Raw genomic sequence first — 25,156 nt, 5'->3', positions numbered from 1 at the left:
CGGTGCTTCTGTCGCCGGGGCCTTTTATTTGGTAAGGGGTATGAAGCTAACCTTGCCGCTGTAAAAGCATTGTGCTGAATTCCGTGTGCATTCGATTTTCGAGCAGCTGGTAGCCGAGTTTTTGATAACGGGAGCGCACGTCGAAATTGTATTCCCAGAGCATTCCGGAGAGGAGCAGTTTGCCGCCGGGGCGAATGCGGCTGGCAAGGTCATCGGCCACCTGCAGCAGGATATCGCCGTAGATATTGGCGAGGCCGAGGTCGAAATTGCCTTGCCCCAGGCTGGAAAGCGTGCCCTGACAATGCTCGATGTTCTCCTCGACGCCATTTAATACGGCGTTTCTTTGGCATGCTGCAATGGCGCCCTGTTCGATATCAACGCACCAGGCTCGTCCAGCACCCAGGAGTAGCGCAGCGATACTCAGGATGCCGGTACCGCTGCCGAGATCGAGAATCTTGTCGACGGGTGACAGCGTCAGTTGACTGAGAAGCTCGAGGCAGTTATGCGTGGTTTCGTGTTCTCCAGAGCCGAATGCTCCGCGTTCCATCCATAAAGGTATCCGCCCGCGCGCTGCGATTTCGCCGGGGGGAAGAACCGTCAGAGCGCGGCCAATGTCGAGGGGGCGAAAGTCGGTCCGACCGAGACCAGCCGAATTTTTTTCAGGTTCAGTAGTTATCTTCATAGGCCGTTATGTCGTAACAGGATCAGCAGCAGGGTGTAGCTGACAGCCGAGGCCAGAGTCGAAAGCATGACGATGGACCCGGCCAGTTCGGCATCAGCTTTCATCTGATGCGCCATGATGTACGTGGCGGTTGCCGCCGGGGTGCCGGCCAGTAAAATTCCAATGCCGAGATCAACCCCTTGAACGCCCGCAGCGATAAGGAGCAAACCGGCGACCAGCGGCATGCCGAGCAACTTGAAGAAGGTCGCGATGCTGGCCGATTTGAGATCCCCCTTGAGGCGTTGCAGTGAGAAGGAACCACCAATCGCCAGCAATGCCAGAGGGAGGGTCAACCCTGCGACAATGCCAAGGCTGCTCTTGATGATGATCGGGACTGGTAATCTGAAATAACTCCAGACGATCCCGATGAATGAAGCGAGGATTAAGGGGTTAAGCAGAATCTCGCGCAGCCAGTTCTGTTTCGGTCCGCCTGAATCACTTTTGCGCTGGGGCAGGATCAGGGCGATGATGGCGAAGAAATTGAGGACCGGCACCAAAAAACCCATCAGAATACTGGCGCGGGTCAGCCCAGATTCACCATAGGCGTTCAGGCAGAGCGCAAGGCCGACGTAGGCAAGGTTGCCACGAAAGCTCCCTTGACAGAAACTGCCGAGGCTGGCTGGCGGGTATTTGCGCAGATAGCCGTAGGCGTAACTGATACTGAACAGGCAGGCGATCGCCAGCGACGAACCGATAACCAGGGGGCCATTAAAATAGGTGACGAAATCGGCCTGCGAAATCTTGTAAAACAGCAGTATCGGTAAAAAGACCAGATAGACCAGACGATTCGTCTGGCGGGTAAAGGCATCGTCAAACAGCCCCAGGCGGCGCAGCAGGTAGCCAAGACCGATCACCAGAAAAACCGGCAGGACGATTCTTATTGTTTCAAAAAATAGTGTCATGCAGCCTCCATTTGAAATCGGAGAATAACCCAGAAATTGTTCGGCGCCAATAAAAACCCTGAAATCTTGGCGGGTTCTGGACAAATAAACTGGCAGGACGTAGGATATTCTACACGGTGCTCAGGGTGGCCGTTACTCACTCTTCCTCTTTTTTAGTACGTCGAACAGAAGGCTAGGATTGCATGCCGGGGCTCATCTCTCGTTTGAATAATATTTCCATTAAACGACAAACGTTGTTGCGTCTGCTGTTGCTGCTGTCGATGGTAGTTGCGATCACTTCGCTGCATTATCTGACGGCGACAGCTCGTGCCGAGGCCCATGATGTGTTCCGCCGCCTCTACTACATTCCGGTCATCCTTGGGGGGATCTGGTTTGGTTTGCGCGGCGGATTCGGGACGGCACTGCTGGTCTCCGTCATGTACGCGCCTCATGTTGTTTTTCAGTGGGGTCGGCTCCCCGGGGGACATCCAGAGCAATACCTCGAGATTCTGTTGTTTAATATCATCGGGATTATCACCGGTTCACTCGCCTCCCGGGAACATCAACAGCGACTGCGGGCCGAGGAGTCAGCTGCCAGGCTGGCGGGTAGTTTTGCCAAGCTGCGCGAGCAGGCGGATTTGATCATTGAGATCGAAGATCAATTGCGCCGTGCTGACCGATTGACCGCCCTGGGCGAACTTTCCGCTGGCATGGCCCATGAAATCCGCAACCCCCTGGGTTCTATTCGCGGGACGGCCGAAATTTTGCGTGATGCCTTTCCGCCTGAACATAAATACGCTGAATTTACAGCGATTCTGGTCAAGGAGGTCGACCGCCTGAATCAGGTGCTGGAGGATTTCCTTCGCTTCGTGCGCCCCGAACCAGTTGATCGCGTCAGCTTCTTGCCGGCGGAGACCCTGCGTGACGTTTTGCATTTGACGGAAGTCCAGGCGCGCAAGGCACGGGTGAATATAGTCACCGAGATCCCAGATCTGCCTGAAACCGAAGGAGGGGCAAGTCAGTTTAAACAGGTTTTTCTCAACCTGATTCTCAACGCCGTGCAGGCCATGCCCAATGGTGGGCAGTTGCACGTTGCGGCTGAAAGCGATGAAAAATGGGTGGTCTGCCGATTTATTGATAACGGGCCAGGGATTCCAAAAGAGAATATCGAGCGGATCTTTAACCCCTTCTTTACCACCAAGCAGGAGGGAACCGGTCTTGGTCTTGCGATTACCAGTCGGATCGTTGAAAATGCTGGCGGACGGATCAAAGTCGAAAGTAACCCAGGGCAGGGGACAACCTTTACCCTGAAGTTACGGCTTGCTGCGTTTGCAGGAGAAGAACATGAAAAAACAGATTCTTATCATTGATGATGATGTGTCTTTGCGACGTGTCGTTGAATTTACCCTTGAACAGGCCGGGTACCAGGTTTTGTCAGCGGGGACCGGGGATGAAGGGCTGGCCCTGTTTCAGCGCCATCGCCCGCCAATGGTGATTACCGATGTCCAGATGCCGGGCATAAGCGGTTATGAGGTGCTGGAGAAGATCAAATCTCTCGAGGCCGATGCGCTGGTCCTGATGATGACCGCCTTCAGCTCAGTTGAAAATGCGGTCGAGGCGATAAAGATGGGCGCCCATGACTACGTCACCAAACCTTTCAGCCGTGACCAGTTGGTACTGGCCGTGGCCAAGGCCTTCGAATTTCGCGGGTTGCGACGCGAAAACCGGCAGTTGAAGTCCGCCCTTGAAGCGCAGGGCGGGCATGAGATTATCGGCAAGTCAAAGGCCATGAAGCTGTTGATGCAGCGGGTCGAAAAGGTCGCGGCGAGTCAGGCCTCCGTGCTGTTGGGGGGCGAGAGTGGCACCGGCAAGGAAGTTATTGCTCGTGCCATGCATCGACTCTCCGAGTGTGCGGCAGGTCCCTTTGTTGCGGTGAACTGCGCGGCTATCCCGAAGGACCTCATCGAAAGCGAACTTTTTGGACATATTAAAGGCTCTTTTACCGGAGCGATTAAGGATCGTCAGGGGAAGTTTTCTCTCGCGAATGGCGGTACGCTGTTTCTGGATGAGATCGGTGAACTCCCTTTAGAGTTGCAGCCCAAACTGCTGCGCGCCCTGCAGGAACAGGAATTTGAGCCGGTTGGCGGGGTGACGGAATCTGTTGATGTACGGGTGATCGCCGCGAGCAATCGTGATCTTGAAGTCGAAATGGAAGAGGGCCGCTTCCGCGAGGATCTGTATTATCGTCTGGCAGTTGTGCCGCTCCAGTTGCCCCCCCTGCGCGAGCGTGAAGGGGATATCCCGCTGCTGCTTGATTTCTTTCTGCGTAAACACGAAGCCAGTTCGACGGTGGTGATCGACAAAGAGGTCGTCGACAAGCTCAAACATTACGCCTGGCCAGGCAATGTGCGCGAAATGGAGAACCTCGTCGAGCAGATGCTCATTCTGCGTCAGGACGATTGTTTGCGGATCGATGATCTCCCCGCGCGGATCAGCCGCAAGAGTGGAGCAGTGAACGGTGTGCTTAATTTGCCGGACGAAGGTTATTCGCTGGAAGATCTTGAACGTGAGGCGGTGGTCCAGGCGCTGCAGAAGTGCAACTGGAATAAATCGAAAGCTGCCGAATTCTTACGTATCCCACGGCACACACTGCTCTATAGATTGGAAAAATATGACATCCATCAGAACTAGTATTTTTGCTCTGCTCTGGCTTCTGCTGCTCCTCGTTACAGCCGGGCAGGCCGCCGAGCGGGAAACACCGGTGGTCAAAGCCGTTGCACTGGCACGTCGGGCGGTGGTAAATATCCGCACCGAACAGGTGCAACGACGTAACGATACCCCCTTCGGGTTTGGCGATTCATTTTTTGAACAATTTTTTCGCGATCAGCTGCCGCCTTCCACGATGACAAAACAATCACTCGGTTCGGGGGTGATCATTGATGCCAGGGGACATGTCCTGACCAACGCTCATGTTGTTGCCAAGGCGTCTAAAATCTATGTTGCGCTGCCTGACCATAGTGATGAGATGGAGGCGCAGCTTGTCGGGATTGATGAGCGACTTGATCTGGCGGTACTGCAGATTTCCGGAAAAGGGGACTGGCCTTATTTGCGGCCCGCGCGATCTGACGACCTGATGCTTGGTGAAACCGTTATTGCCATAGGCAATCCGTTGGGATTAGGGCATTCAATCACAACCGGCGTCATCAGCTCGGTGGCGCGACGTATTGAGCTTGAAAAGGGTTTCTCTTCGGTTTTTATTCAATCAGACGCGTTGATCAATCCAGGTAATTCGGGTGGCCCATTGATCAATATCAATGGAGAACTGATCGGCATTAATACCGCCATCGCCCGTCAGGCACAGGGGATCGGATTTTCAATTCCGGCTGATGTGATCAAGCGCGTTCTCAAGGAATTGATCGATTATGGCCAGGTGCGACCGGTGTATCTGGGGATTATCCCGGGCGAAGTCGGCGATTCATTTATGCCCCAGGACGGCAATCGTGGCGTGCTGTTGGTCGATTTTCTCGAGAAATCTCCGGCGAAAGTGGGCGGCTTACACGTTGCGGATGTGATTCAGTCAGTTAATGGCATCAGCCTGTCTGATATAGATGAGTTGAATGCCCAGTTGGCCACCTATCCACCGGGGAGTCGGGTAACACTAGGCGTTCTGCGCGGGTTAAATCGGCTCTCTTGCGAAGTTACCCTCGCCCCCTTGTCCGATGATTATCTGATGGCTTATACTCGGCAAGTCTTCGGCCTGGGTTTTCAACTTGGGCGTGAGGAAATGTTGATCACTTCGGTTGAGGCAAAATCGGCTGCCTCTCATGCCGGAATTGAACCGGGTGACCGCATCGTCGAGATTGCCCACCGAAAGGTTGGAGATCCAGATAATTTCAGACATCTTATGGCGTCACTGATCGGACGTGAACCTCTCACCTTTCTAGTCGTGCGTGACAACCGTGGGTATCTTCTACAGTTGCCACAGTAACTAAGGACGTTTCTGCATGAAAAAACTGTTTTTACTGCTGCTGATCCTGAGTATGCCTCTGATGGCCATTGCCTGGAGTGAACGCCCTCAGGAAGCACCCCGGGCGGTTACCGTTGGCGACATAGCCCCAGACTTCACCCTTGAAAACATGCAAGGGGAAAAGGTCAGCCTCTCGCAACTACGTGGTAAGGTTGTCATCGTCAACTTCTGGGCGACCTGGTGCCCTCCCTGTCGGCGTGAAATGCCCTCAATGGAAGTCATGCATCAAACCTTCAAGGATGATGGACTGGTACTGCTGGCGATTAATGTCGAAAAAGAGGGGCGGAGTAACGTTGCAAAGTTTCTCAAGGAATCCCCCTACCAATTTCCGATTCTGCTCGACGATAGCGGCAAGGTTCAGAACCTTTACGGCGTCTTTCAGTTTCCTGAATCGTTTATTATCGATCGCAACGGCGTCGTAGTGAAAAAAGTCATTGGTGCCGTTCCCTGGATGGGTGGCCCCCATTATAACCTGCTTCATTTTATGCTCAAAGGCTGACCAGATATGCATGCCGCAGCCGATATTACCCTTTGGGTCGCATTTTACGCCGGGGTCCTTTCTTTTTTTTCTCCCTGTGTGTTGCCACTGATTCCGAGCTATCTCACCTATATCTCCGGTCTCTCCTTTGGTCAGTTGAGTGACGCCCATGCCAGCGCTAAGGTAAGGATGACTATCCTGGCGCACTCTCTGGTGTTTGTTGCCGGATTTTCACTTGTATTTATTTCGTTGGGCGCTCTTGCAGGCATGGCTTCGGCAACCTTTCAAATGCATCTGCGCGAGGGTTTAGGTTGGCTGCAGAAGATTGGCGGGGTGTTGATTTTTTTGTTCGGGGTTCATTTGAGTGGCCTGTTTCATTTTGGTGTGTTGCTGGGTGAGCACCGTTTTCAGCTCAGAAACAAACCTTCGGGATTCATCGGCACACTGATTGTCGGCATCGCTTTCGCGGCCGGCTGGACCCCCTGTATTGGGCCAATTTTAGGTGCGATCCTGGCAATCGCGGCCAGCAGCTCAGGCGGTGCCTGGCGCGGGGTCACACTGCTGGCGGTCTATTCCGCTGGACTGGGGGTGCCTTTTCTCATCGCCGGGGGCCTGTTTCACTGGTTTCTAAATTTCTTTGATCGCTTCAAAAAACATATCCGATTTGTTGAAGTCTTCACCGGGGGCCTGTTGATGGCCGTTGGCGTCCTGCTCTTTTTCGACCTCTTCAGTCGCATGAGCGGGTTTCTTTATGGTTTTCTTCCCTCCACGTTTGGCTGATCCCTCGCATATTTCTTTTTAGATAAACCTTGACAAAGACTCATGCTGACTCTATTTTGAAATCCGTTTTCAATTTCTTGAAAAACCTCAGGAATTCTAATTATGAAAAATCCGGAAGAGTTGTTTCTTGACTATCTGGCACGCAAGCGTCTGAAAAATACCAACCAGCGCATGATTATTCTCAAGTCCTTTTTGCGGCAGACCAGGCATCTGTCGACGGAGGATTTTTATCTGCAACTGCGCAAAAAACATCCCGGGATCGGTTATGCCACGGTGCATCGTACTTTAAAGCTGTTTGCTGAATGCGGCATCGCTGCCGAACGCAATTTTGGTGATGGGCAGATGCGATTCGAGGTCAGTTATCATAACCAGCATCATGACCATCTGGTCTGCACCGCTTGCGGTCGCATCCTTGAATTTGAAAACCAGCAGATTGAAGAGCTTCAACGGGAAGTCGCTCTGACGCATAATTTTTTCATTCAGGATCATCGGCTCGAGCTTTATGGGCTTTGCAGTCAGTGCCACACTAATAAACAGTAATCTTTTTAGGGAAAAACCTGATTATTATGCATGAAGATGTCAAATCTCCGCAGATTGTTCTGGTCGGAAACCCCAATGTCGGCAAGAGCGTTCTGTTTAACGTGTTGACCGGATCCTATACGACTGTTTCCAACTATCCAGGAACTTCGGTCGAAATCTCCACGGGTCGTTGCCGTATCGGCGAGCGCAGCTACGAGGTCCTTGATACCCCCGGTATGTATTCAATGATGCCGATTACTGAAGAAGAACGGGTTGCGCGCAACATTTTACTGACCGGGAGACCTGCCATCCTGTTGCATGTTGTCGATGCGCGTAACATCGAACGCATGTTGCCGATGACGCTGCAACTGATAGAAGCCGGATTGCCGGTGATTTTGGTGGTCAATATCCTGGATGAAGCCGAGCGTCTCGGGATGAAATTCAACCTCCCCCAATTGCAACAGAATCTCGGTGTGCCGGTTGTCGGAACCGTCATGAAAAAACGCCAGGGGTTGGACGAGCTGCAGGGGGCAATTGCTGCTTATCAGGAGCGACCCGCCAGTTTTGAGCCTTATGCTGTCGACCTTGAAGCCGACATCGAACGCCTTTCAACTCTGTTGACCGGGGATTACTGTTTAGGGCGCCGTGCCACTGCAATTCTGATGATGCAGAAGGATCATGAAGTCGAAGAGGTGGTACGTGCCGAGGAGGGGGATGGCTTCCCGTTAATTGCCCCGGTTCTGCATGACATCCAGTTCGCGCGGCGGGTCGACCTTAATCTGCAGATCAGCCTCGAACGTAAGCGCATGACCCGCAAGATGCTGGATGGTGCGCTGGAGCAAGCGTTATCAGTCGACCCTCCCTTCAGTGAGCGGTTATCGCGTTGGGCAATGAACCCGTTCAGCGGCATCCCCCTGTTACTGCTGGTGCTTTACTTCGGACTTTACCAGTTCGTTGGCAATTTTGGCGCCGGCACCCTGGTCGATTTTATGGAAGGGACCCTGTTCGGAAAGTACATCAATCCGCCAGCGATTAAATTTTTGAATAATTTGACCGACATCTACTGGCTGCGCGAGTTGCTGGCCGGTGAATATGGACTCTGGACCCTGGGGGTACGTTATGCGTTCGCCTTGGTGTTGCCGATCGTCGGGACCTTTTTCCTGGTTTTCTCGGTTCTGGAAGATACCGGCTACTTCCCTCGCCTGGCGATGCTGGTCGATCGACTCTTCAAGCAGATCGGGCTCTCCGGACGGGCGGTCATTCCGATGGTCCTCGGGTTCGGTTGCGATACCATGGCGACCATGGTCACGCGGACGCTGGAGACAAAGCGCGAGCGGGTGATCGCCATGGTGCTGTTGTCGCTGGCGATCCCTTGCAGCGCCCAGCTTGGGGTGATCCTGGGTCTACTATCCGCCGTACCGGGCTCGTTGGCGATCTGGCTGCTGGTGATGGTTTTTATCTTTTTGTTGATCGGCTTCCTTTCCGCCCGCGTGCTGCCCGGCGAAAATCCGGTCTTCTACATGGAGATTCCGCCGATGCGCATGCCGCAGCTGCGCAATGTGCTGGTGAAGACCCTGACCCGGATGCAGTCCTATTTTCTTGAAATCCTGCCACTTTTTCTGATCGCCTCAGTTATTCTCTGGGCAGGTAAAATGAGTGGTGTCCTCGATTTGGTGGTGAAGGCGATGACGCCGGTGGTCACTGCATTAGGTCTCCCTCCCGATGCCTCGGCGGCTTTCATCTTTGGCTTTTTCCGCCGTGACTTCGGTGCAGCAGGGCTCTATGATTTGCAGAAGGCGGGGCTGCTCTCTCCGGTGCAGTTGACGGTTGCTGCGGTGACCCTGACCCTCTTTGTCCCCTGTATCGCTCAGTTTTTGATGATGAAGAAAGAGCGCGGAATCAAGACAGCATCGGCAATTTTTGTTTTCGTGTCGGTGCTGGCTTTTGCGACCGGCTGGGTGTTAAATCATGCCCTGTTGTTCACTGGAGTGTTGACATGATTTGCGGTTACTGTAGTAAAGATATCCCTGATAAGGTCGGTCTGAACTCCTGCGGAGGTTGCGGGAGTCGTTGTCGCAAGATCCATTGTCCCTATTGTGGTTACGCCAATCCTGCGCCGGGAAAACTTCTCGGCCGCCTGTTGCAGCCAAAGCCGAAGAAGGAAGAACGCTGATGGAAAAACTCTCTCCCCATGCCGAAGAAATTCTTGAATCGATGTGGATTGCGATCGTAGAAGAACATGCGGTTGGCTGTCTCTTGAGTGACCTCGAACTGGGTCCAGATGACGCGGCCCTAAACGAGCTTGTGCGCCGTGCCTATGTTGAGAAGCGCGGAGACCGACTTCATCTGCGTAAAGAAGGTCGTCCCGAAGCCGAAATGACTGTTCGGCGGCATCGTCTGGCCGAGCGCCTGATGATGGATATTCTCGATATCCAGGGCGAAGCCGGAAATGATAAGGCCTGCGAATTCGAACATCTGCTGCATGAAGGAGTTGAGGCCAAGATCTGTACCCTGCTGAATCATCCCACGACCTGCCCCCACGGCAAGCCGATTCCGCCCGGACCCTGTTGTGATGAGGCGCGAAAAAAAGGTGAGGTTGGGGTCGTGCCACTGACAGAACTAAAAGCCGGGCAGGCTGGTGAGATTGCCTATATGGCGATCAGCGATGGTTTGAAGCTGCAGAAGCTGATGAGTATGGGGGTGCTGCCGGGCAACCGGCTTGAACTGGTGCAACGGTTTCCGAGTTACGTTTTCAAGGTCGGGAACAGCCAGTTTGCGGTGGATGATGTTCTGGCACGTGAAATTCATATTCGTAACGAGCGTTAACATCCATATTTTCTAACAAATTCGCCCCTTGAGTCGGTCGGCTATTTTATATATAATCCCCGTCCTTCACCACCAATACTTGTCATTACCTATAACGCCCCATCCGTCCTTTGTGACAGGTGGGGCGGTCACATACTATAAAGCAGGAGTTGTCCATGTTTCGCGAACCCAAAGAGAACGTCAAAGAGCTGCAAGAAAAGTTAGCCGAGTTGTGGAGGTATCTTTGACGTCCCTGCCAAGCAGGAACGTGTCGCCGAACTCGAAGCGGAAATTGCGCGTCCCGGATTTTGGGACATGGGGGACAAGGCTCAGGACCTGCTGCGTGAGCGCACTCTGATACAAAAGATCGTGGAGAGTTGCGTAAGCATCAGGCAACAACTCGAAGATGCAGAAGTGCTGATTGAACTCGGCGAAGAGTCAGAAGATCAGGACTCTCTGGATGAGCTGAACGCACAGCTGCCGTTGCTCGCCCGTCAGATTGAAAAGATGGAATTTGCCCGCATGCTCTCGGGCCCGCATGACGCCAACAATGCTATTCTCAGCATCAATGCCGGTGCTGGCGGTACCGAGGCCCAGGATTGGGCCGAGATCCTGTTGCGCATGTACCTGCGCTATTGCGAAAAAAAGGGATTTAAGACCGAGATGACCGAATATCAGGCGGGGGATGACGCCGGGATTAAAAGCGCGACCTTCAGTGTCGAAGGCCCTTATGCCTATGGTTATCTGCGCGCCGAAAATGGTATTCATCGTCTGGTTCGGATCTCCCCTTACGATTCGAGCGCCCGTCGTCATACCTCTTTCAGTTCGGTGTTTGTCTTCCCGGAACTCGATGATTCGATCGAAGTGGTAATTGAAGACAAAGATCTTAAGGTCGATACCTTCCGCGCCAGTGGTGCCGGGGGACAGCATATTAATAAAACCGACTCGGCCATCCGGATTACCCATACCCCGACCGGCATTGTCGTCTCCTGTCAGAACGAGCGCAGCCAGCACAAAAACAAGGCGACCGCGATGAAGCAGTTGAAGGCGCGCCTGTATGAACTGGAGATGAGCAAAAAAGAAGAGGAGGCCGCGACCTTCTCCGAAGATAAAAAAGAGATCGGCTGGGGGAGCCAAATCCGTAGTTATGTGCTGCACCCCTATCGGATGGTCAAGGATCATCGCACCAGTTACGAAGTTGGTAATACCGATGCCGTGCTAGATGGTGATCTCGATGGTTTTGTCGAGGCCTTTCTGCTGAGCGGGAAAAAATAAGATGACGGCCCTGGCGGGAAGAGATAGCCAGGGCCGTTTTTCTATATAGACTGCTTGATGGACATAAGTATTAGAGACATTCGCCGGTTTTAAACGGGCCTTATTTCAGGCCCGACAGCTTGAGGAGATTGATAATGAATGACCTTGAAGTTCCGATGGGATTAACTTTTGACGACGTGCTTCTGCTCCCGGCTCATTCCGAAGTACTGCCCAAGGAAGCCGACCTGACGACGCAATTAACCGCGAAAATCAGACTGAACATCCCACTGCTTTCCGCGGCGATGGACACGGTTACCGAGTCGCGTACCGCCATCTGCATGGCGCGGGAAGGAGGGATGGGGATCATTCACAAAAATATGACCCCGGTCGAACAGGCGCGTGAAGTCGATCAGGTCAAAAAGTCGGAGAGCGGCATGATTGTCGACCCGATTACCATGGATCCTGATCAGAAGATCTACGAAGCTCTGGCGGTGATGAAACAGTACCGGATCTCAGGGGTTCCAGTGACCAAAAACGGCAAGCTGGTCGGGATCATGACAAATCGTGACCTGCGCTTTGAGACGAATCTTAACCAGCCGATCGCTAACGTCATGACCAAAGATAAGCTGGTGACGGTTCCACCAGGGACCACTCTCGAAGAGGCGAAATATCATCTACATTTACATCGGATTGAGAAGTTGTTGGTGGTCGACGAGAGTTTTGCTCTCAAGGGGCTGATCACGATCAAGGATATCGAGAAGGTACGTAAGTATCCTCATGCCAGCAAGGATTCTTTTGGCCGCCTGCGGGTCGGGGCTGCGGTCGGTGTCGGTATCGATCTGGAAGAGAGGATGGCTGCGCTGGTTGAGGCCGGCGTCGATCTGATCGTGGTGGATACCGCCCATGGTCATTCGCAAGGGGTCCTCGATGCGATCGCGCGCGTGCGCCGGGCCTATCCGGAGCTCCAGTTAATGGCAGGCAATATTGCTACCGGCGCTGCTGCATCGGCGCTGATCGCCGCCGGCGTCAATGCGGTTAAAGTCGGAATCGGGCCGGGTTCGATCTGCACCACCCGTGTGGTAGCTGGAGTCGGTGTGCCGCAGATCACTGCGATTCGTGAGGTGGCCAAGGTCACCCGCGCCGCCGGGATTCCGTTGATCGCCGATGGTGGCATCAAGTTTTCGGGTGATCTGCCTAAAGCGATCGCTGCTGGTGCCGATATTATCATGATCGGTTCGCTCTTCGCCGGGACCGAAGAATCTCCCGGCGAAACCATCCTCTATCAGGGCCGGACATATAAGTCTTATCGCGGCATGGGGAGCCTCAGCGCGATGAAGCAGGGGAGCAAGGACCGCTACTTTCAGAGCGATGAGCAGGACGTTAAGCTGGTTCCTGAAGGGATCGAGGGACGGGTGCCGTTCCGTGGGCCACTGTCGGATAATATTCATCAATTGATGGGGGGGCTGCGCGCCGGTATGGGCTACACCGGCTGCCGCACCATCAAAGAACTGCAGGAGAACGGGCAGTTCGTGCGTATCACCAATGCCGGTCTGCGTGAATCCCATGTTCACGATGTCACCATCACTCAAGAATCACCCAACTACCGTATGGAACGGCCGAACTGATGTTGGATATCCATAGCGAAAAGATCCTGATTCTTGATTTTGGCTCGCAATATACTCAGTTGATCGCGCGCCGGGTGCGTGAAGCCCATGTGTATTGCGAACTACACCCTTTCGACATGGGCCTTGATGAGATCAAGGCGTTTGGTGCCAAGGGGATTATCCTCTCCGGAGGCCCTAAATCGGTCTATGAAGCGGAAGCACCCCAGATAGCCGAGGAACTGTTTGACCTGAGTGTGCCCGTGCTTGGAATCTGCTACGGCATGCAGTTGATGAGCCGTCACTTTGGTGGCCAGGTCATCGCGGCTGGCAAGCGTGAGTATGGCCATGCCGAGTTGCTGGCCGAAGGAACCCCGGGCCCCTTGTTTGCCGGTTTTTTTGTCGACGGCGTCAGCCCGGTGTGGATGAGTCATGGCGATCATGTCGAGACCATGCCACAGGGTTTCGAGACGGTTGCGCATACCACTAATGCGCCGGTCTGTGCGATTCAGAATGTCGCCAAAAATCTCTATGGCGTACAGTTTCATCCCGAGGTCAATCACACCCCGCGCGGTGAGCAGTTGCTCGATACTTTCGTGTGGCAAATCTGCGGCTGTCATGGGCTGTGGACGCCCGGACAAATCATCGAAGACGCCATCACACGTATTCGTGAGCAGGTTGGCGTCGAGGAGGTCATTCTCGGTTTGTCCGGCGGGGTCGATTCTTCTGTTGCCGCAGCTCTCATCCATCGCGCCATCGGCGATCAGCTGACCTGCGTCTTTGTCGACAATGGTCTGTTAAGGCTCGGTGAGGGGGACCAGGTGATGACCACTTTCGGGGAGAGTCTCGGGGTCAAGGTGATTCGGGTTAATGCCGAAGAACGTTTCTTGAGTAAGTTGACCGGCGAGGCCGACCCCGAAAAGAAGCGTAAGATCATCGGCAACCTGTTTGTCGATATCTTTGAAGAAGAGTCGAAGAAACTCGCTAACGCCAAGTGGTTGGCGCAGGGGACTATCTATCCCGATGTCATCGAGTCGGCCGGGGCCAAGACCGGCAAGGCGCACAATATCAAGAGTCATCACAACGTCGGTGGTCTGCCCGATTATATGACCCTCAAACTGCTTGAACCACTGCGTGAAATGTTCAAGGATGAAGTCCGCGCCGTCGGTGAAGAACTCGGACTGCCGCATCGCATGGTCTGGCGTCACCCTTTTCCCGGTCCTGGTCTGGGCGTACGCATCCTCGGCGAAGTTAAAAAAGAGTACTGTGATATCCTGCGTCAGGCGGACGCAATCTACATTGAAGAACTCTACGCGCGTGGCCATTACGACAAGATCAGCCAGGCTTTCGCCGTCTTTCTGCCGGTGAAGAGCGTCGGTGTCATGGGTGACGGGCGCACTTACGAATACGTCGTCGCCCTGCGTGCGGTCGAAACCAAAGACTTCATGACCGCCGGCTGGTACCAGATGCCCTATGAAGATCTGGCCCACATCAGTGGGCGGATTATCAACGAGGTCAAAGGGATAAACCGGGTTGCCTATGATATCTCGAGTAAACCACCAGCTACGATTGAGTGGGAATAGCGCCAGGCTCACTCAAGAAGGGTCGCCGGTGAAAGCCGGTGGCCTTTCTTATTTGGTCACGCGCAGGCCTACTTTGATTTCCCCACTAACCGGCCAGGAATTATCATGATATTGCAGGGCACCCTCATTAACGTCGCTGGTGTTGTCGTGGGCTCATTGATCGGGCGCTGGGCAGGCCGTCACCTTTCTGCGCGATTGCGGCAGACCCTGATGGTTGGTCTTGGCCTTGCGGTGCTCCTGATCGGTTTAAAATTGGCGATCCAGAGCCAGCAGGTGATGATCGTGATCGGCAGCCTGATTCTGGGAGGTTTGATCGGCGAGCTATTGGGCATTGAAAAGCGTCTGGAAGCCTTTGGCCGTGGTCTCCAGCAGCGGTTCTCAGGCCTGGGAAAAATTGCCGAAGGTTTTGTGACCGCCAGCCTGCTCTATTGTGTTGGCGCCATGGCGATTATGGGCGCATTGCAGGACGGGACGGGGGCTAAGCCAACAATCCTCTACGCCAAGGCAGCGCTAGACGGTGTCGCATCCATCGCCCTGACTTCGACACTAGGTATCGGTGTGTTGTTCTCAGTTATTCCCCTTGCTCTTTATCAGGGGGGGATTACCCTGGCAACAGAACTGACGAAATCAATCCTGACTGGGCCGGTTATTGTCGAAATGAACGCAGTCGGCGGCCTGCTTATTGTTGCTATCGCTTTGGATCTTATGGAAATTAGGCGGTTACCTGTCGGGAATCTTCTCCCGGCGGTGTTTGTGGCGGTTGGGCTCATGTGGGGATTTGGTCTGGCTACCTAATTGATTTTAGCGAACGCAGGTCTCATTTTTTGCAACTCGCTCCGCACTCATCGTTATAGTTGCAGGATATTGTCCCTCGTTCATTGCAGTAAAATCAGTTTTTCTCATCAATAAACCCTAAGCCTAAATATGGGCGAATTTTCCTGTTATAATCAGCATATTAAAGTTCAGGATTTACCTTTCCTTTTCGAAAGTTAGTCTGTGATCGTGAGTTTCAATTTATAATGGAGCGTTTTGTGATGAGCACGTACCTCTTTCTCGCTCTTCCCAAGTCTCCTGTTTTTGTCTGGATGTGCGCTAATGCCCGGTCGTTATCTTAATCTTGATCAGCTGATTAATCTGAGTCTTGATCAGGAATCGCAAGGCCTGTCACCGAACCGCAATCTGCTCGACAGCGTTTCCGACGGGATTTTTGCGGTTGATCGTGACATGCGGATTATTTCGTTTAATAGCGCTATAGAGACTATGACCGGGTATTCACGCGATGAAGTTATAGGTCAGACATGTCATGATATTTTTAACAGCGAAATCTGTCAGCAGGATTGCCTCATTCATAAGGCGATCTGTGCTGGGGAAAAGGTTGATAATCTCGAACTCGCTATATATGACAGGCAGAACCGACCATTAAGGGTATCAATCAGTGCCTCACCCATTCGCAATGAACGGGGAGAAATTGTTGGTGCTGTCGAGAGTCTGCGAAATCTTGCCACCCCGATGGTGCAAACCCGTCAATCTCAGGAGAGTTTTTTCTTCGAAGGGATTTATAGCCGCAATGCTGGTATGCACGGATTATTTGACGTTTTGCCCGATATAGCGGCGAGTACCGCGACCGTGTTGATTGTGGGCGAGAGTGGGACAGGGAAGGAGCTCTTTGCGCAGGCAGTTCATAATCTCAGCCCACGTTCAGACGGGCCGCTTGTCGTCATCAATTGTGGTGCCCTGCCTGAACCCTTGCTTGAAGCCGAAATTTTTGGGGTTAGACGTGGTGCTTATACCGGAGCGGTTGAGAGCCGCCCGGGTCGATTGGAAATGGCGCAAGGTGGCACCCTGTTTCTTGATGAAATAGGGGATCTTCCTCTTGCCCTTCAAGTTAAGTTGTTACGGGTTCTTGAAAACCGTGAATATCAGCCATTAGGGGCTAAGTCTCCGGTCCATGCCGATGTGCGTTTTGTGGCTGCCACTCATCGAAATTTGAAAGAAATGGTAGATGCTGGGAATTTTCGTCGTGATCTATATTTTCGTTTGAACGTCGTCGGGTTTACAATCCCCCCGTTACGTGATCGTTCAGAGGATATCCCCCTTTTGCTGGATATGGCCCTTGAACGTTTAAATCGTGATTATGGTAAGGCCGTCAGAGGGTTCTCCCGCGGAGCAATGCGACTCCTGGTGGGACATGATTATCCTGGCAATGTGCGTGAACTTTTAAATATTGTTGAACACGCGATTATTTTTTGCAGGAATGGTGAAATTAGTACTGAACTTTTACCCGAAAACTTCCGCAATCCAGAACACGAAAATTTAAAACGTCGCCGTGGCTGTCCCGAAAAGGAAGAATTGTGCTCTGTCCTGGAACGATTCAATGGCAACCGAAATCGGGCTGCCCAGGAATTCGGGGTTGATCGAACAACCCTCTGGCGGTGGATGAGCCGGTGTGGCCTTGCTTAGCTACCTGATGCTCACAAAAACACTTCCCTGCCCTTTCCCCGCTCCAGAGTCATCCGGGTCATAGCTGACCTTGATTGTCAGGTCGTTGTAAAGCGTAAATCGAGCTGTCGCAAGAACGCTGCTGTTTAAGTGACCGCGGCGCGTGTGTTTGCCATATCGAAAAACATAGTCGCCTTCATAAAATACACCTATACGTTCTGAGTTTCTTTTTCTTAAGTTCTTTAACTCAAGGGTGAGACGATCGTAGGGAAGTTTGTAATAATTTACTACCTCTGGATCAAGGTCGAGGGCTGTATAATAATATGAACGGTTTCCCTGATACATTTCTTCTATTGGTGCAATCGGATGTTTCTGATCTCGTGCTCGCAAAACTCTGGCCCTTACCTCAGGAGTAAGAAGCTGAAGATTTTTTAAAACATGACCTTCCCGAACTAATTCTTTCTCTTCTAGTATACGTTCACTGCGGCCTTTTTCTTTACGTTCAATCTTTGATTTTTCTTCATGCCATTTATCAATAATAATTTTATGTTCAAAGTCCGCAATAAGTTTTCCAGTTTCATTTTTATTGATCTGAAATTCCCCTTCCAGGGTTTTTTCAGCCAAAATAAATTTTATTTGATATTTACCGGTGTCAACATCTAGAAAACTAACTGGCGTTATCGCGAGGTCTTGTCCATTAATTTCTACACGAGCACCTGTTGGTATGCTGGCAAGCTCGATATTTCCACGATCCATTATTATTGTCGGCGGTTCAATCCTCCCATTAAATTTTTTCTGTTTTTCATTCTGAAGGTTAATTTTGTAAATCTGAGGATTAATATTGTCAACAGTGGCAGTAAACTCGCTACTCGAGCCAGTTTTGTCGTGGACAACAGATATGTGATGGGTTCCTATTTTTATGTCAGGATCGGTATAAGGAGTAACGCCGACATAAATATTGTTGATAAATACACTGGCGCCAGAAGGTGTTGTATATATTTCAAGAATACCGGTTTTAGCAAAAGAGGGGACAGCTGAAACTAAAAAAAGAACCAGCAAACTCAAGATCCTTGGATACATTCAATTCTCCCTATTGGTGCGTGGCAAAACGGGCAATACAAAGTAGATAACCCGAAAATCTGTCGTTGAACTTTATCTTAGTCAATTAAAACCCATACAGGGTGATTATCTCATGCGGTTTGTATACTTTTATCATTTTTAATAGCGAATACACTGTTGCATTGTTGTTTATGCAACGTATTTGCAACATATCTGCAATGCCATGTGAGATCGGTCAGAAACCCCCCTAATTAATGTGCATAACTCATTCGAATAATGATAATTCATAATTAATTCATCCGTTTCTTTGTGCTGAGTAGCGCCTAAATGTTGCAACTGCAACGGTGTTAATGATTCTCCTAGGCAAAATGCTGGTTTTTTAATGGTATAAGTATATGAAAAATATACATTTATTTTCTTTTTTGTCATATGCCTTTGATGGCACGACACTTGGAACAGTAAGAGTATAGCCAATTGTGGCTCGGTATGCCGCTAACTTACACAGATACACTTTTGGACAAAGGTAAGATTATGGGTTCTGTTGGTTACTGGTTTCGTGAGCATCATTTGAGCTCGATTTCTCTCAAGGCAGACACGGCCAATCTGTTGCAAGATTTGTGGCTCGGAGTGCTCCTGCTGACTCTCGGCGTAATTGCCTTTAGCACTTTTGTCATTCTTGCTTATCCGGTTTTGGCTCACATCTTGTCCTGAGATACTTGATAAAACCCTTCAGAAGTCATGTGAAGGGCAACCGCGAAAGGGAGGTAAGGTTATGGGAACTGTCGGTTACTGGTTTCGTGAGCATCATTTGGATTCCGTTTCACTTAGGGCAGCTTCTGTTCATTTATTGAAAGATATGTGGCTCGGTGTGCTTCTACTGGCCCTTGGGGCGGCTGCTTTTATTACCGCGGTCCTTCTTGCGTATCCGGTCCTGGCCAGAATTGCCGCCAAAATTTCTGGGTGATGTCAAGTATTTGGCAAAGGCTGTGTCATACTCAAGGTCATGCGGTATTTTTAGCCTGATTTCTGCTCTACTGTTTGACCAATTCGACCCGCTCTTATTTGGCAGCTCAAGGTTTTTCTGCGCGGGTCGATGACTGCCAGAACAGCGTGTTCCGTTTTCAGCAGGGGGGAAGTTCTATCCTTTGTCTGCGGGCACCTCACCCTTTAACGAGGCCTCGTATAAGAATGCAATGGATTAGCCAGCTTGTAATTTTGTTGTTACTGTTTTGTTCTCCAGCCTTTGCTGCATCCCAAGCGACTGTAGCTTCCGACAACTGCGTTGATTGTCATACGGAAGATCAATACCAGCAGGGTTTTACTTCTTCGGTGCACGGACTAAACGGCTGTACCAGTTGTCATATCTCTCTGCCCAATCAAGAGGGGCATCCGGTCAGCGCGAGCAATACCAGTCAGATCGACTGTGGGCGTTGTCACCGTGCGGAGGAGGCGGCCCATGCTACCAGTGTTCATCAAAGCGCAGAACTTGGTTGCAAGGATTGTCACCTGGAGATCCATACACAACGTGCCTGGAATGGAGTGAAACAAACGGCGGTCGACATCTGTCAGACGTGCCACTCTATAGATGATTATACCAAGTCGATTCACGGTCAGGCCGTAGCCTCCGGCAATCAGGATTCGGCTGCCTGCCCTGATTGTCACAGTATGCACGCCGTGCAGGCGACCTCAACCCTCTCTCTCAATCAAGCGACTAAAGTCTGCATCGGCTGCCATGATGACAGCAAGAAAATGGCCCGCAATGGGGTCCCTTTCGGCAGGGTAAAAAGCTTTGTCGATAGCTATCATGGCAAGAGCTACAGCTTGGGAAGCACCAAACCGGCGGCAGGGTGCGCTGATTGTCACAATGCTCACTTGGTCCTTCCCGAATCTGATCCTGCTTCTAGCGTGAACAGTGCAAACATGGTCACTACCTGTGCGAAATGTCACCCGGCAGCCACTCCCCTATTTACCAAGTTTTACGCCCATGGCGATGAGCATGATAGTAAAAACTATCCTGTTTTGTACTGGACTTTTCTTGGTATGACAGGACTTTTGGTCGGAACCTTCGCGCTCTTCTGGCTGCATAGCGTTCTTTGGATGTTCCGTGGTTTTGTCGATACACGACAAAAATTAGCGGCCCAGGCGAGGGGCGAGGGGGAGGTGATACCGGCTGCGCACAAGCAGTATCGACGGTTCTCCAAGCGGCACATCTTTTTTCACATCATTGTGATTGTCAGCTTTCTTGGCTTGTCCCTGACCGGGTTACCGCTAAAATTCAGTGATCAGGCTTGGGCTGAAACTTTGATGTCCTTCTTCGGCGGGGTCGAGCTTGCAGGCTTGCTGCATCGTGCCTGTGCCGTATTGACGTTTTACTATTTTCTCGCCGCCCTGTTGATGACATTCGATTTTCTGTTTATCAGTAAAAAACCAAAGGGGAACTGGTTGCAGCGTTTATTTGGTCCTGATTCCCTGATGCCAAATTTCAAAGATTTACGGGATCTGAATGGAATGATTAAATGGTTTCTATTCAGGGGGCCTTTGCCAAAATTTGAACGTTGGACCTATTGGGAAAAATTCGATTTTCTCGCAGTCTTCTGGGGTATGTTTGCTATCGGGGGCTCCGGGTTAATGCTCTGGTTTCCGGAATTCTTTGGTCAGTTTCTCCCCGGTTGGGTGTTTAACGTTGCGACCATCGTGCATTCTGACGAAGCCCTATTGGCGACCGGGTTTATCTTTACTGTTCACTTCTTCAATACCCATGGTCGTCCCGGAAAATTCCCCATGGATTTTGTAATCTTTAACGGTCGAATTTCCAAAGAAGAATTCATTGAGGAACGCGGAGCTCAGTGGGAAAGATATCAAAAGGACGGAATTATTGAAGAGTTCGAAGTGAGCAAGCCAAGTCATATCATCTACGAATTTATAATGAAGAGTTTTGGTTTTCTTGCATTCTTTACCGGTTTGGCCCTGGCCTTTTTGATGTTTGTTGCTTTTATTACTGGGCGATGATTGGTGTTGATTTGCTACAGGTTAGTGCACCTAAATTGACCCCAGAGATAGCCATGGCTGTCGCAGGAAAACAGGAGGAGCGGGGACGGTTGGATTAGGGGCGTTGTCAATTCTCCCTCAACTCCGAACAACAAAGGTCCTCTTCGGAGGACCTTTGTTGTTCGGAGTTGAGGGAGAGGAATCGCTCTGGTTCCCGTGAGCTCTCTGCCGGATTCATGGTCAGGGGTTCCTGTTGGCTGGTCGTTGTAATAATTTACTAATTGGCGGCGGATCGGTCCTCGGCCAGTTTGTTGAGTTCGATAAGAATCTCTTCTTGTTCGTGAATTTTATCTCTGTAGTAGTTCCATACATGATAGCTCTGTAGACTGAGGATTGTCATGCCGACCGTGAAAACTGCCCAGAAATTTTCTGTTAGACCACCGGAGAAATGATAAAAGGTGTAAAAGGCACTGAGATACCCGAAGTGACTCAGTGCACCCCGTGGGCGCTTACTGCTGGTCATCTGGGTTAGAACCATGATGATGCCAGAGAAGCCATAGAGGACCAGTGCCCAGTTGATAAAGTTAGTCGGTGGTCCTGACCCGAGCAGGCTGTGGATTCTGGAGCTTAAAGTGGGGAGAAAATCAAAATCCCTATAGGCCCCAAGACTCAAAGCCGTGAACAGGGTCAGAATCCACAGGCCGCTACTGGTCAACAGTTCAAGTTTTCGGATTCTCGCTTGAACCTGTAGCCGCAGAGGATTGATATCTGGTATCCCTGTTTTTGATTCTGGAGTTGGTATCGGAATCATGGTCTGCTTTGCTCGTTGATAGACATGTGGCTTTCTGATCCTGTCTGGCCTGATCCCGCTGCTGAATCAGTCGCCGAAAATCCTCGTTCAGACGGCCGAGTTTACCATCAGATTCTGGTAAGTCCTTGTCCTGTACCCCGCTGGCCGCTAGCTCGGCACACCACGTCAATCGTCGGATCGGCAGAAAAAGATTCATTTGCAACAGGGCGGCCACGCCGCCGATCGTTAAAAACAGCACCATCAAACTGAAAATTATCATCCGGCTTTTGAGCAAAGCAAGGGTTTTCTCCAGGGCTCCACGTGAGATACTGATGTTCAAGAACCCGAGGACTGGCTCATCTGGGGCGTGAAAGTGACACGAAGCAGTCGAACAGTGCGCTTCATTCAAAATCGGGATCGAAACAGCTATCAAGCCATCGTTATTTTCGACGTTGTGCTGGGTTTTGGTTCTTCGCGCATAGTCAGGTCGCATGATCTGCTTTGACCAGGCCTCAATATCACCTGCCAACGCTCTCGTTTCAGTAATTTTATCCGCGCCAGAAAAATGGACCATACCTGCTTCATCATAGATCAGAATTTGACGGACTTCTGAAAGGGTGCCGACATTTCTGACAATGTTGGCTAAAGATTCTCTTTCGTCCTTAAGCATGGCATAACTTGTCGATTTGGCAACGGTTTCAGCCAGGCTATCGACATGCCCCAGCGCCTCGTTGATCATGTCAGTTTTGATGAACGTGTAGAGAAGGATACAACCGAACACCACAAATCCGGTAACGGCGATGGTGATTGGAATAATTGCCCTGGCGATCAGATTATTGAACATGCTTCCCACCTCCCAAAAGTTTATGGGTCTCCTCATCACCTGTCTGATTTTTATATGCGGTCAGACCGCCGTTTTTGCACCCGCTCGTGAATCCCGATTATGCTAACGCAGAAACCTTCTGTTGTTCCTCTTGTTCTTCCTACTGTTCTTTCTGTCCCTGAATGGGCAGGAGAACTCTTCCCTGTCCCGTTTCACTGGCCTGTTCTTTCCAGCTATAGAGGATTGGCAACCGATAGAGAATGAAGCGATACACTGTGACGTAAATGGCGAAGATGGTAATGCTGATGATAATTTCGAATACATGCGGAATCTCTTGGTAGAGCTTCCAGTTAAAAGCGATCAGCGCGGTGTTCAAACGGTTCAGCAGGATACCGGCAATCGTCAAAAAGGCTCCGATGCGAACCATTCCGACCAGTTTATGTCGGACGCCATAGGCGAAAAGGACGAGGGGCAGAATGACCCCGATGAACATTTCCAGCAGGTACCAGACACCCCAGCCTGTCGCCAGATATACCCACTCATTATCATGAGCCACCGCGATCAGTTTGATAACCAGATAAGTTATCAGAGCCAGGGCCGCACCCTTTGCCAGTTTGATGGTCAACTGGTCCAGGTTGTCTTTGAAGGTAGCGCTGCAGCGCCAGGCCATGGTCTTGATGACGATGGTGCTGACCGCGATCACCATGCAGAGGCCGGCCGGGATCGAAGAGACAAAGTAAAGGATCCACTGGAATTCGGTTGAGTACCACAGGGGGTGGATCTTGCCCGGAGCGTAGGTGTACAAGGCCCCCAAGGCCCCCTGATGCAAGGTCGAGAGGATTATTCCGGCCACAGTGAGGCCGATGGCCCCCTTGCGTATGAAGGCTTTGCCTTTCGGCCAGCCGATCCACTCAAAGAAGGCGGTGGAAACCTCTGCCATCTGCACCGACAGGTAGATGGCAACGTGCCAACCGACCAGAAACAGCACCGCGGCTGGACCCCAGGCGTAGATCATCGGGTAGGAAAGACGCCAGGGTTGGCCGAGGTCAACCAGCAGGTAAACCACGGCGAACAGGTAGCCGAGCAGGCCATTGAGCAACGCCAGTCGTTCAATCGGCTCGAAATCGTGGCGGCCGAAGATTTCGACTGTGGTGCCGAGCATAAAACCGGAAGCCGAAAGCGGCACCATGCAGAAGAGGCCGAAACTGAGGAAGAGGCCCCAGGGGTAATCGTAGGATGAATGGGTCACAGCGCCGAGACCGAACAGAAAGCGGTAGATAATAAGCGGAATACCGATAGCGAAGATGATGCAGAGCAGCCAATTAAATTTGTTGCGCAGGACCTGATTGACGTACTGATCCAGGGGCAGGCCGAGGCACAGCTTCTCCATCAGGTTCCATTTTTTACTATCAGGTTTTTCCGCCCCGTCGAGGGCGTTGATTCCGTGTTCCGCCAATCTGTTCATTGTTTCCCCTCCTTTCCGTGACTCTCTTCATGCCCCTGATCTTTGTGCTTGGTCGCCAAGAGATGGAATCCGGTAAATAGAGCGGGCCAGATTGCCAGGACCATCGGTACCATGCCGAGGAAGCCCTTGACATTGTTGATGATCGGCTCTTTCTGCAAATTGGTATCGAAGCCAAGTTCATTGAAAGGGACTGCAGAGAGATACAACCAGCTGGTCCCTCCGACCTCCTTCTCGCCGTAAATCTCAGGCTGGTAGGTCTCGGGAGATCTCTTGATCCGCAACCGGGCAATTAATAGCAGATCTTTACGCTTGCCGAAGGTCAGGGCCTGAGAGGGGCAAATCTCGACACATGCCGGCGGTTTGCCAAACTTAAGGCGCGTGTCGTAGCAGAAGATGCACTTCTTGATCACCGGATCGAGAACCTCGGAGTAGCTGTAAGCTGGAACGTTAAACGGGCAGGCAATCATGCAGTTACGACATCCGACGCAGACACTCTTGTCATAAATGACGGCGCCTTCCGGAGTCTTGGTGTAAGCGTTGACAAAACAGGAGGTCAGGCACGCAGGCTCGTTGCAATGATTGCACTGAACCTTGCGGTAAACCGGTTTGGGCAACTCCGGCGGCTCATAGCGATTGACCACCGTGTATGCCTTTTCCGTCGGGCGACGTTTCTGGGTGCCTCCGTGGAAAGTTTGATCGAAAACCGACAGGTCATCAAACGGAAGGTCGGGGAGCGGTAGATTCTGCTCCTTGTTGCAAGCGGCCTCGCAGCTGCGACAACCGAGGCACCTGGTCAGATCAACTAATACCCCCATTCCATCCGGGTATCCTGAGAAAGAACCGGCGGCCAGTACTTTTTTGGCCGGAGCCAACAGCACTGCTGCCCCGCTTGCCAAACCGCCAGCTAAAAATCTTCTGCGACTTACTTTACTCATGGTGACAT

23 protein-coding genes are annotated in these 25,156 nt (G+C 51.6%); 16 read left to right on the top strand and 7 right to left on the bottom strand.

Annotation, left to right across the window (positions count from 1 at the left end):
* Nucleotides 1–46: 46 nt before the first annotated feature.
* Entirely contained in the window at nt 47–682 is a 636-nt protein-coding gene (locus D888_RS0111020; protein ID WP_020676616.1) for a 50S ribosomal protein L11 methyltransferase, read from the bottom strand.
* Nucleotides 679–1,623 carry an AEC family transporter gene (locus D888_RS0111015; RefSeq protein ID WP_020676615.1) on the bottom strand — a complete coding sequence of 315 codons (945 nt, stop codon included), beginning with the start codon at nt 1,621–1,623 and terminating at the stop codon, nt 679–681. The genes D888_RS0111020 and D888_RS0111015 overlap by 4 nt, the downstream gene beginning before the upstream one ends.
* Nucleotides 1,624–1,805: 182 nt before the next feature.
* Between D888_RS0111015 and D888_RS0111010 the strand changes: the two genes are divergently transcribed.
* From D888_RS0111010 to D888_RS0110945, 14 genes are all read left to right on the top strand, one after another.
* The gene (locus tag D888_RS0111010) at nt 1,806–2,972 is read left to right on the top strand and encodes a two-component system sensor histidine kinase NtrB (RefSeq protein WP_020676614.1); all 1,167 of its coding nucleotides are present in this window, start codon (nt 1,806–1,808) and stop codon (nt 2,970–2,972) included.
* A complete protein-coding gene (locus D888_RS0111005) occupies nt 2,947–4,293 on the top strand; it encodes a sigma-54-dependent transcriptional regulator (RefSeq protein WP_020676613.1) in 1,347 nt (448 codons plus the stop codon). The genes D888_RS0111010 and D888_RS0111005 overlap by 26 nt, the downstream gene beginning before the upstream one ends.
* Nucleotides 4,274–5,590: a trypsin-like peptidase domain-containing protein gene (locus D888_RS21430; protein WP_020676612.1), complete on the top strand. Its 1,317-nt coding sequence runs from the start codon at nt 4,274–4,276 to the stop codon at nt 5,588–5,590. Before D888_RS0111005 ends, D888_RS21430 begins: the two co-directional genes overlap by 20 nt.
* Before the next feature lie 16 nt (nt 5,591–5,606).
* On the top strand, nt 5,607–6,128 hold the full coding sequence (locus D888_RS21425; RefSeq protein WP_020676611.1) for a TlpA disulfide reductase family protein: 522 nt from the start codon (nt 5,607–5,609) through the stop codon (nt 6,126–6,128).
* Nucleotides 6,129–6,134: 6 nt separating this feature from the next.
* Nucleotides 6,135–6,887 carry a cytochrome c biogenesis CcdA family protein gene (locus tag D888_RS0110990; RefSeq protein WP_020676610.1) on the top strand — a complete coding sequence of 251 codons (753 nt, stop codon included), beginning with the start codon at nt 6,135–6,137 and terminating at the stop codon, nt 6,885–6,887.
* Nucleotides 6,888–6,989: 102 nt separating this feature from the next.
* Nucleotides 6,990–7,427 carry a Fur family transcriptional regulator gene (locus D888_RS0110985; RefSeq protein ID WP_020676609.1) on the top strand — a complete coding sequence of 146 codons (438 nt, stop codon included), beginning with the start codon at nt 6,990–6,992 and terminating at the stop codon, nt 7,425–7,427.
* 26 nt (nt 7,428–7,453) lie between these two features.
* Nucleotides 7,454–9,406: a ferrous iron transport protein B gene (gene feoB, locus D888_RS0110980; RefSeq protein WP_020676608.1), complete on the top strand. Its 1,953-nt coding sequence runs from the start codon at nt 7,454–7,456 to the stop codon at nt 9,404–9,406.
* On the top strand, nt 9,403–9,579 hold the full coding sequence (locus tag D888_RS24005; protein WP_020676607.1) for a hypothetical protein: 177 nt from the start codon (nt 9,403–9,405) through the stop codon (nt 9,577–9,579). The genes feoB and D888_RS24005 overlap by 4 nt, the downstream gene beginning before the upstream one ends.
* Nucleotides 9,579–10,232, top strand: coding sequence for a metal-dependent transcriptional regulator (locus D888_RS0110970; RefSeq protein WP_020676606.1), 654 nt, complete (start codon nt 9,579–9,581; stop codon nt 10,230–10,232). Before D888_RS24005 ends, D888_RS0110970 begins: the two co-directional genes overlap by 1 nt.
* A 155-nt stretch (nt 10,233–10,387) precedes the next feature.
* A protein-coding gene (prfB, locus tag D888_RS0110965) for a peptide chain release factor 2 (protein WP_211215664.1) occupies nt 10,388–11,486 on the top strand; the annotation gives its coding sequence in 2 pieces (ribosomal slippage) (nt 10,388–10,456 and nt 10,458–11,486; 1,098 coding nt in all).
* A gap of 134 nt (nt 11,487–11,620) precedes the next feature.
* Nucleotides 11,621–13,090 (top strand): IMP dehydrogenase, encoded by a 1,470-nt coding sequence (guaB, locus tag D888_RS0110960; protein WP_020676604.1) that lies wholly within the window; start codon nt 11,621–11,623, stop codon nt 13,088–13,090.
* Nucleotides 13,087–14,649: a glutamine-hydrolyzing GMP synthase gene (guaA, locus tag D888_RS0110955; protein ID WP_156826993.1), complete on the top strand. Its 1,563-nt coding sequence runs from the start codon at nt 13,087–13,089 to the stop codon at nt 14,647–14,649. The genes guaB and guaA overlap by 4 nt, the downstream gene beginning before the upstream one ends.
* A 105-nt stretch (nt 14,650–14,754) precedes the next feature.
* Complete coding sequence (locus D888_RS0110950; RefSeq protein ID WP_020676602.1) at nt 14,755–15,444, top strand: DUF554 domain-containing protein; 690 nt, start codon at nt 14,755–14,757, stop codon at nt 15,442–15,444.
* 300 nt (nt 15,445–15,744) lie between these two features.
* On the top strand, nt 15,745–17,109 hold the full coding sequence (locus tag D888_RS0110945; protein ID WP_020676601.1) for a sigma-54 interaction domain-containing protein: 1,365 nt from the start codon (nt 15,745–15,747) through the stop codon (nt 17,107–17,109).
* Here D888_RS0110945 and D888_RS0110940 read toward each other — a convergent pair whose 3' ends face one another.
* Nucleotides 17,110–18,168 (bottom strand): PEGA domain-containing protein, encoded by a 1,059-nt coding sequence (locus tag D888_RS0110940; protein ID WP_020676600.1) that lies wholly within the window; start codon nt 18,166–18,168, stop codon nt 17,110–17,112.
* Nucleotides 18,169–18,919: 751 nt separating this feature from the next.
* Here D888_RS0110940 and D888_RS0110930 point away from each other — a divergent pair.
* On the top strand, nt 18,920–19,111 hold the full coding sequence (locus tag D888_RS0110930) for a hypothetical protein (protein WP_020676598.1): 192 nt from the start codon (nt 18,920–18,922) through the stop codon (nt 19,109–19,111).
* A 224-nt stretch (nt 19,112–19,335) separates the two neighbouring features.
* A complete protein-coding gene (locus D888_RS0110925) occupies nt 19,336–21,156 on the top strand; it encodes a cytochrome c3 family protein (protein WP_026362344.1) in 1,821 nt (606 codons plus the stop codon).
* A gap of 256 nt (nt 21,157–21,412) precedes the next feature.
* On the opposite strand, the gene D888_RS0110920 is transcribed toward D888_RS0110925, so the two are convergent.
* The 4 genes from D888_RS0110920 to D888_RS0110905 all read right to left on the bottom strand — a co-directional run bounded on the left by D888_RS0110920 (nt 21,413) and on the right by D888_RS0110905 (nt 25,148).
* Entirely contained in the window at nt 21,413–21,850 is a 438-nt protein-coding gene (locus D888_RS0110920) for a hypothetical protein (RefSeq protein WP_020676596.1), read from the bottom strand.
* A gap of 4 nt (nt 21,851–21,854) precedes the next feature.
* Entirely contained in the window at nt 21,855–22,769 is a 915-nt protein-coding gene (locus D888_RS21420) for a hypothetical protein (protein WP_020676595.1), read from the bottom strand.
* 139 nt (nt 22,770–22,908) lie between these two features.
* Nucleotides 22,909–24,213, bottom strand: a complete 1,305-nt coding sequence (locus tag D888_RS0110910) for a polysulfide reductase NrfD family protein (protein WP_020676594.1) — start codon at nt 24,211–24,213, stop codon at nt 22,909–22,911.
* Nucleotides 24,210–25,148 (bottom strand): 4Fe-4S dicluster domain-containing protein, encoded by a 939-nt coding sequence (locus D888_RS0110905; RefSeq protein WP_020676593.1) that lies wholly within the window; start codon nt 25,146–25,148, stop codon nt 24,210–24,212. The genes D888_RS0110910 and D888_RS0110905 overlap by 4 nt, the downstream gene beginning before the upstream one ends.
* Nucleotides 25,149–25,156: the final 8 nt, after the last annotated feature.

The organism is Geopsychrobacter electrodiphilus DSM 16401 (assembly GCF_000384395.1).
GTDB classification, from domain to species: domain Bacteria; phylum Desulfobacterota; class Desulfuromonadia; order Desulfuromonadales; family Geopsychrobacteraceae; genus Geopsychrobacter; species Geopsychrobacter electrodiphilus.
This window is presented reverse-complemented; position numbering and strand designations above follow the sequence as displayed.

Excerpts from the sequence above, each read along its gene's own strand:
- D888_RS0111020 (WP_020676616.1), bottom strand. The coding sequence starts at position 682 with ATGAAGATAACTACTGAACCTGAAAAAAATTCGGCTGGTCTCGGTCGG.
- D888_RS0111015 (WP_020676615.1), bottom strand. The coding sequence starts at position 1,623 with ATGACACTATTTTTTGAAACAATAAGAATCGTCCTGCCGGTTTTTCTG.
- D888_RS0111010 (WP_020676614.1), top strand. The coding sequence starts at position 1,806 with ATGCCGGGGCTCATCTCTCGTTTGAATAATATTTCCATTAAACGACAA.
- D888_RS0111005 (WP_020676613.1), top strand. The coding sequence starts at position 2,947 with ATGAAAAAACAGATTCTTATCATTGATGATGATGTGTCTTTGCGACGT.
- D888_RS21430 (WP_020676612.1), top strand. The coding sequence starts at position 4,274 with ATGACATCCATCAGAACTAGTATTTTTGCTCTGCTCTGGCTTCTGCTG.
- D888_RS21425 (WP_020676611.1), top strand. The coding sequence starts at position 5,607 with ATGAAAAAACTGTTTTTACTGCTGCTGATCCTGAGTATGCCTCTGATG.
- D888_RS0110990 (WP_020676610.1), top strand. The coding sequence starts at position 6,135 with ATGCATGCCGCAGCCGATATTACCCTTTGGGTCGCATTTTACGCCGGG.
- D888_RS0110985 (WP_020676609.1), top strand. The coding sequence starts at position 6,990 with ATGAAAAATCCGGAAGAGTTGTTTCTTGACTATCTGGCACGCAAGCGT.
- feoB (WP_020676608.1), top strand. The coding sequence starts at position 7,454 with ATGCATGAAGATGTCAAATCTCCGCAGATTGTTCTGGTCGGAAACCCC.
- D888_RS24005 (WP_020676607.1), top strand. The coding sequence starts at position 9,403 with ATGATTTGCGGTTACTGTAGTAAAGATATCCCTGATAAGGTCGGTCTG.
- D888_RS0110970 (WP_020676606.1), top strand. The coding sequence starts at position 9,579 with ATGGAAAAACTCTCTCCCCATGCCGAAGAAATTCTTGAATCGATGTGG.
- guaB (WP_020676604.1), top strand. The coding sequence starts at position 11,621 with ATGAATGACCTTGAAGTTCCGATGGGATTAACTTTTGACGACGTGCTT.
- D888_RS0110950 (WP_020676602.1), top strand. The coding sequence starts at position 14,755 with ATGATATTGCAGGGCACCCTCATTAACGTCGCTGGTGTTGTCGTGGGC.
- D888_RS0110945 (WP_020676601.1), top strand. The coding sequence starts at position 15,745 with ATGCCCGGTCGTTATCTTAATCTTGATCAGCTGATTAATCTGAGTCTT.
- D888_RS0110940 (WP_020676600.1), bottom strand. The coding sequence starts at position 18,168 with ATGTATCCAAGGATCTTGAGTTTGCTGGTTCTTTTTTTAGTTTCAGCT.
- D888_RS0110930 (WP_020676598.1), top strand. The coding sequence starts at position 18,920 with ATGGGAACTGTCGGTTACTGGTTTCGTGAGCATCATTTGGATTCCGTT.
- D888_RS0110925 (WP_026362344.1), top strand. The coding sequence starts at position 19,336 with ATGCAATGGATTAGCCAGCTTGTAATTTTGTTGTTACTGTTTTGTTCT.
- D888_RS21420 (WP_020676595.1), bottom strand. The coding sequence starts at position 22,769 with ATGTTCAATAATCTGATCGCCAGGGCAATTATTCCAATCACCATCGCC.
- D888_RS0110910 (WP_020676594.1), bottom strand. The coding sequence starts at position 24,213 with ATGAACAGATTGGCGGAACACGGAATCAACGCCCTCGACGGGGCGGAA.
- D888_RS0110905 (WP_020676593.1), bottom strand. The coding sequence starts at position 25,148 with ATGAGTAAAGTAAGTCGCAGAAGATTTTTAGCTGGCGGTTTGGCAAGC.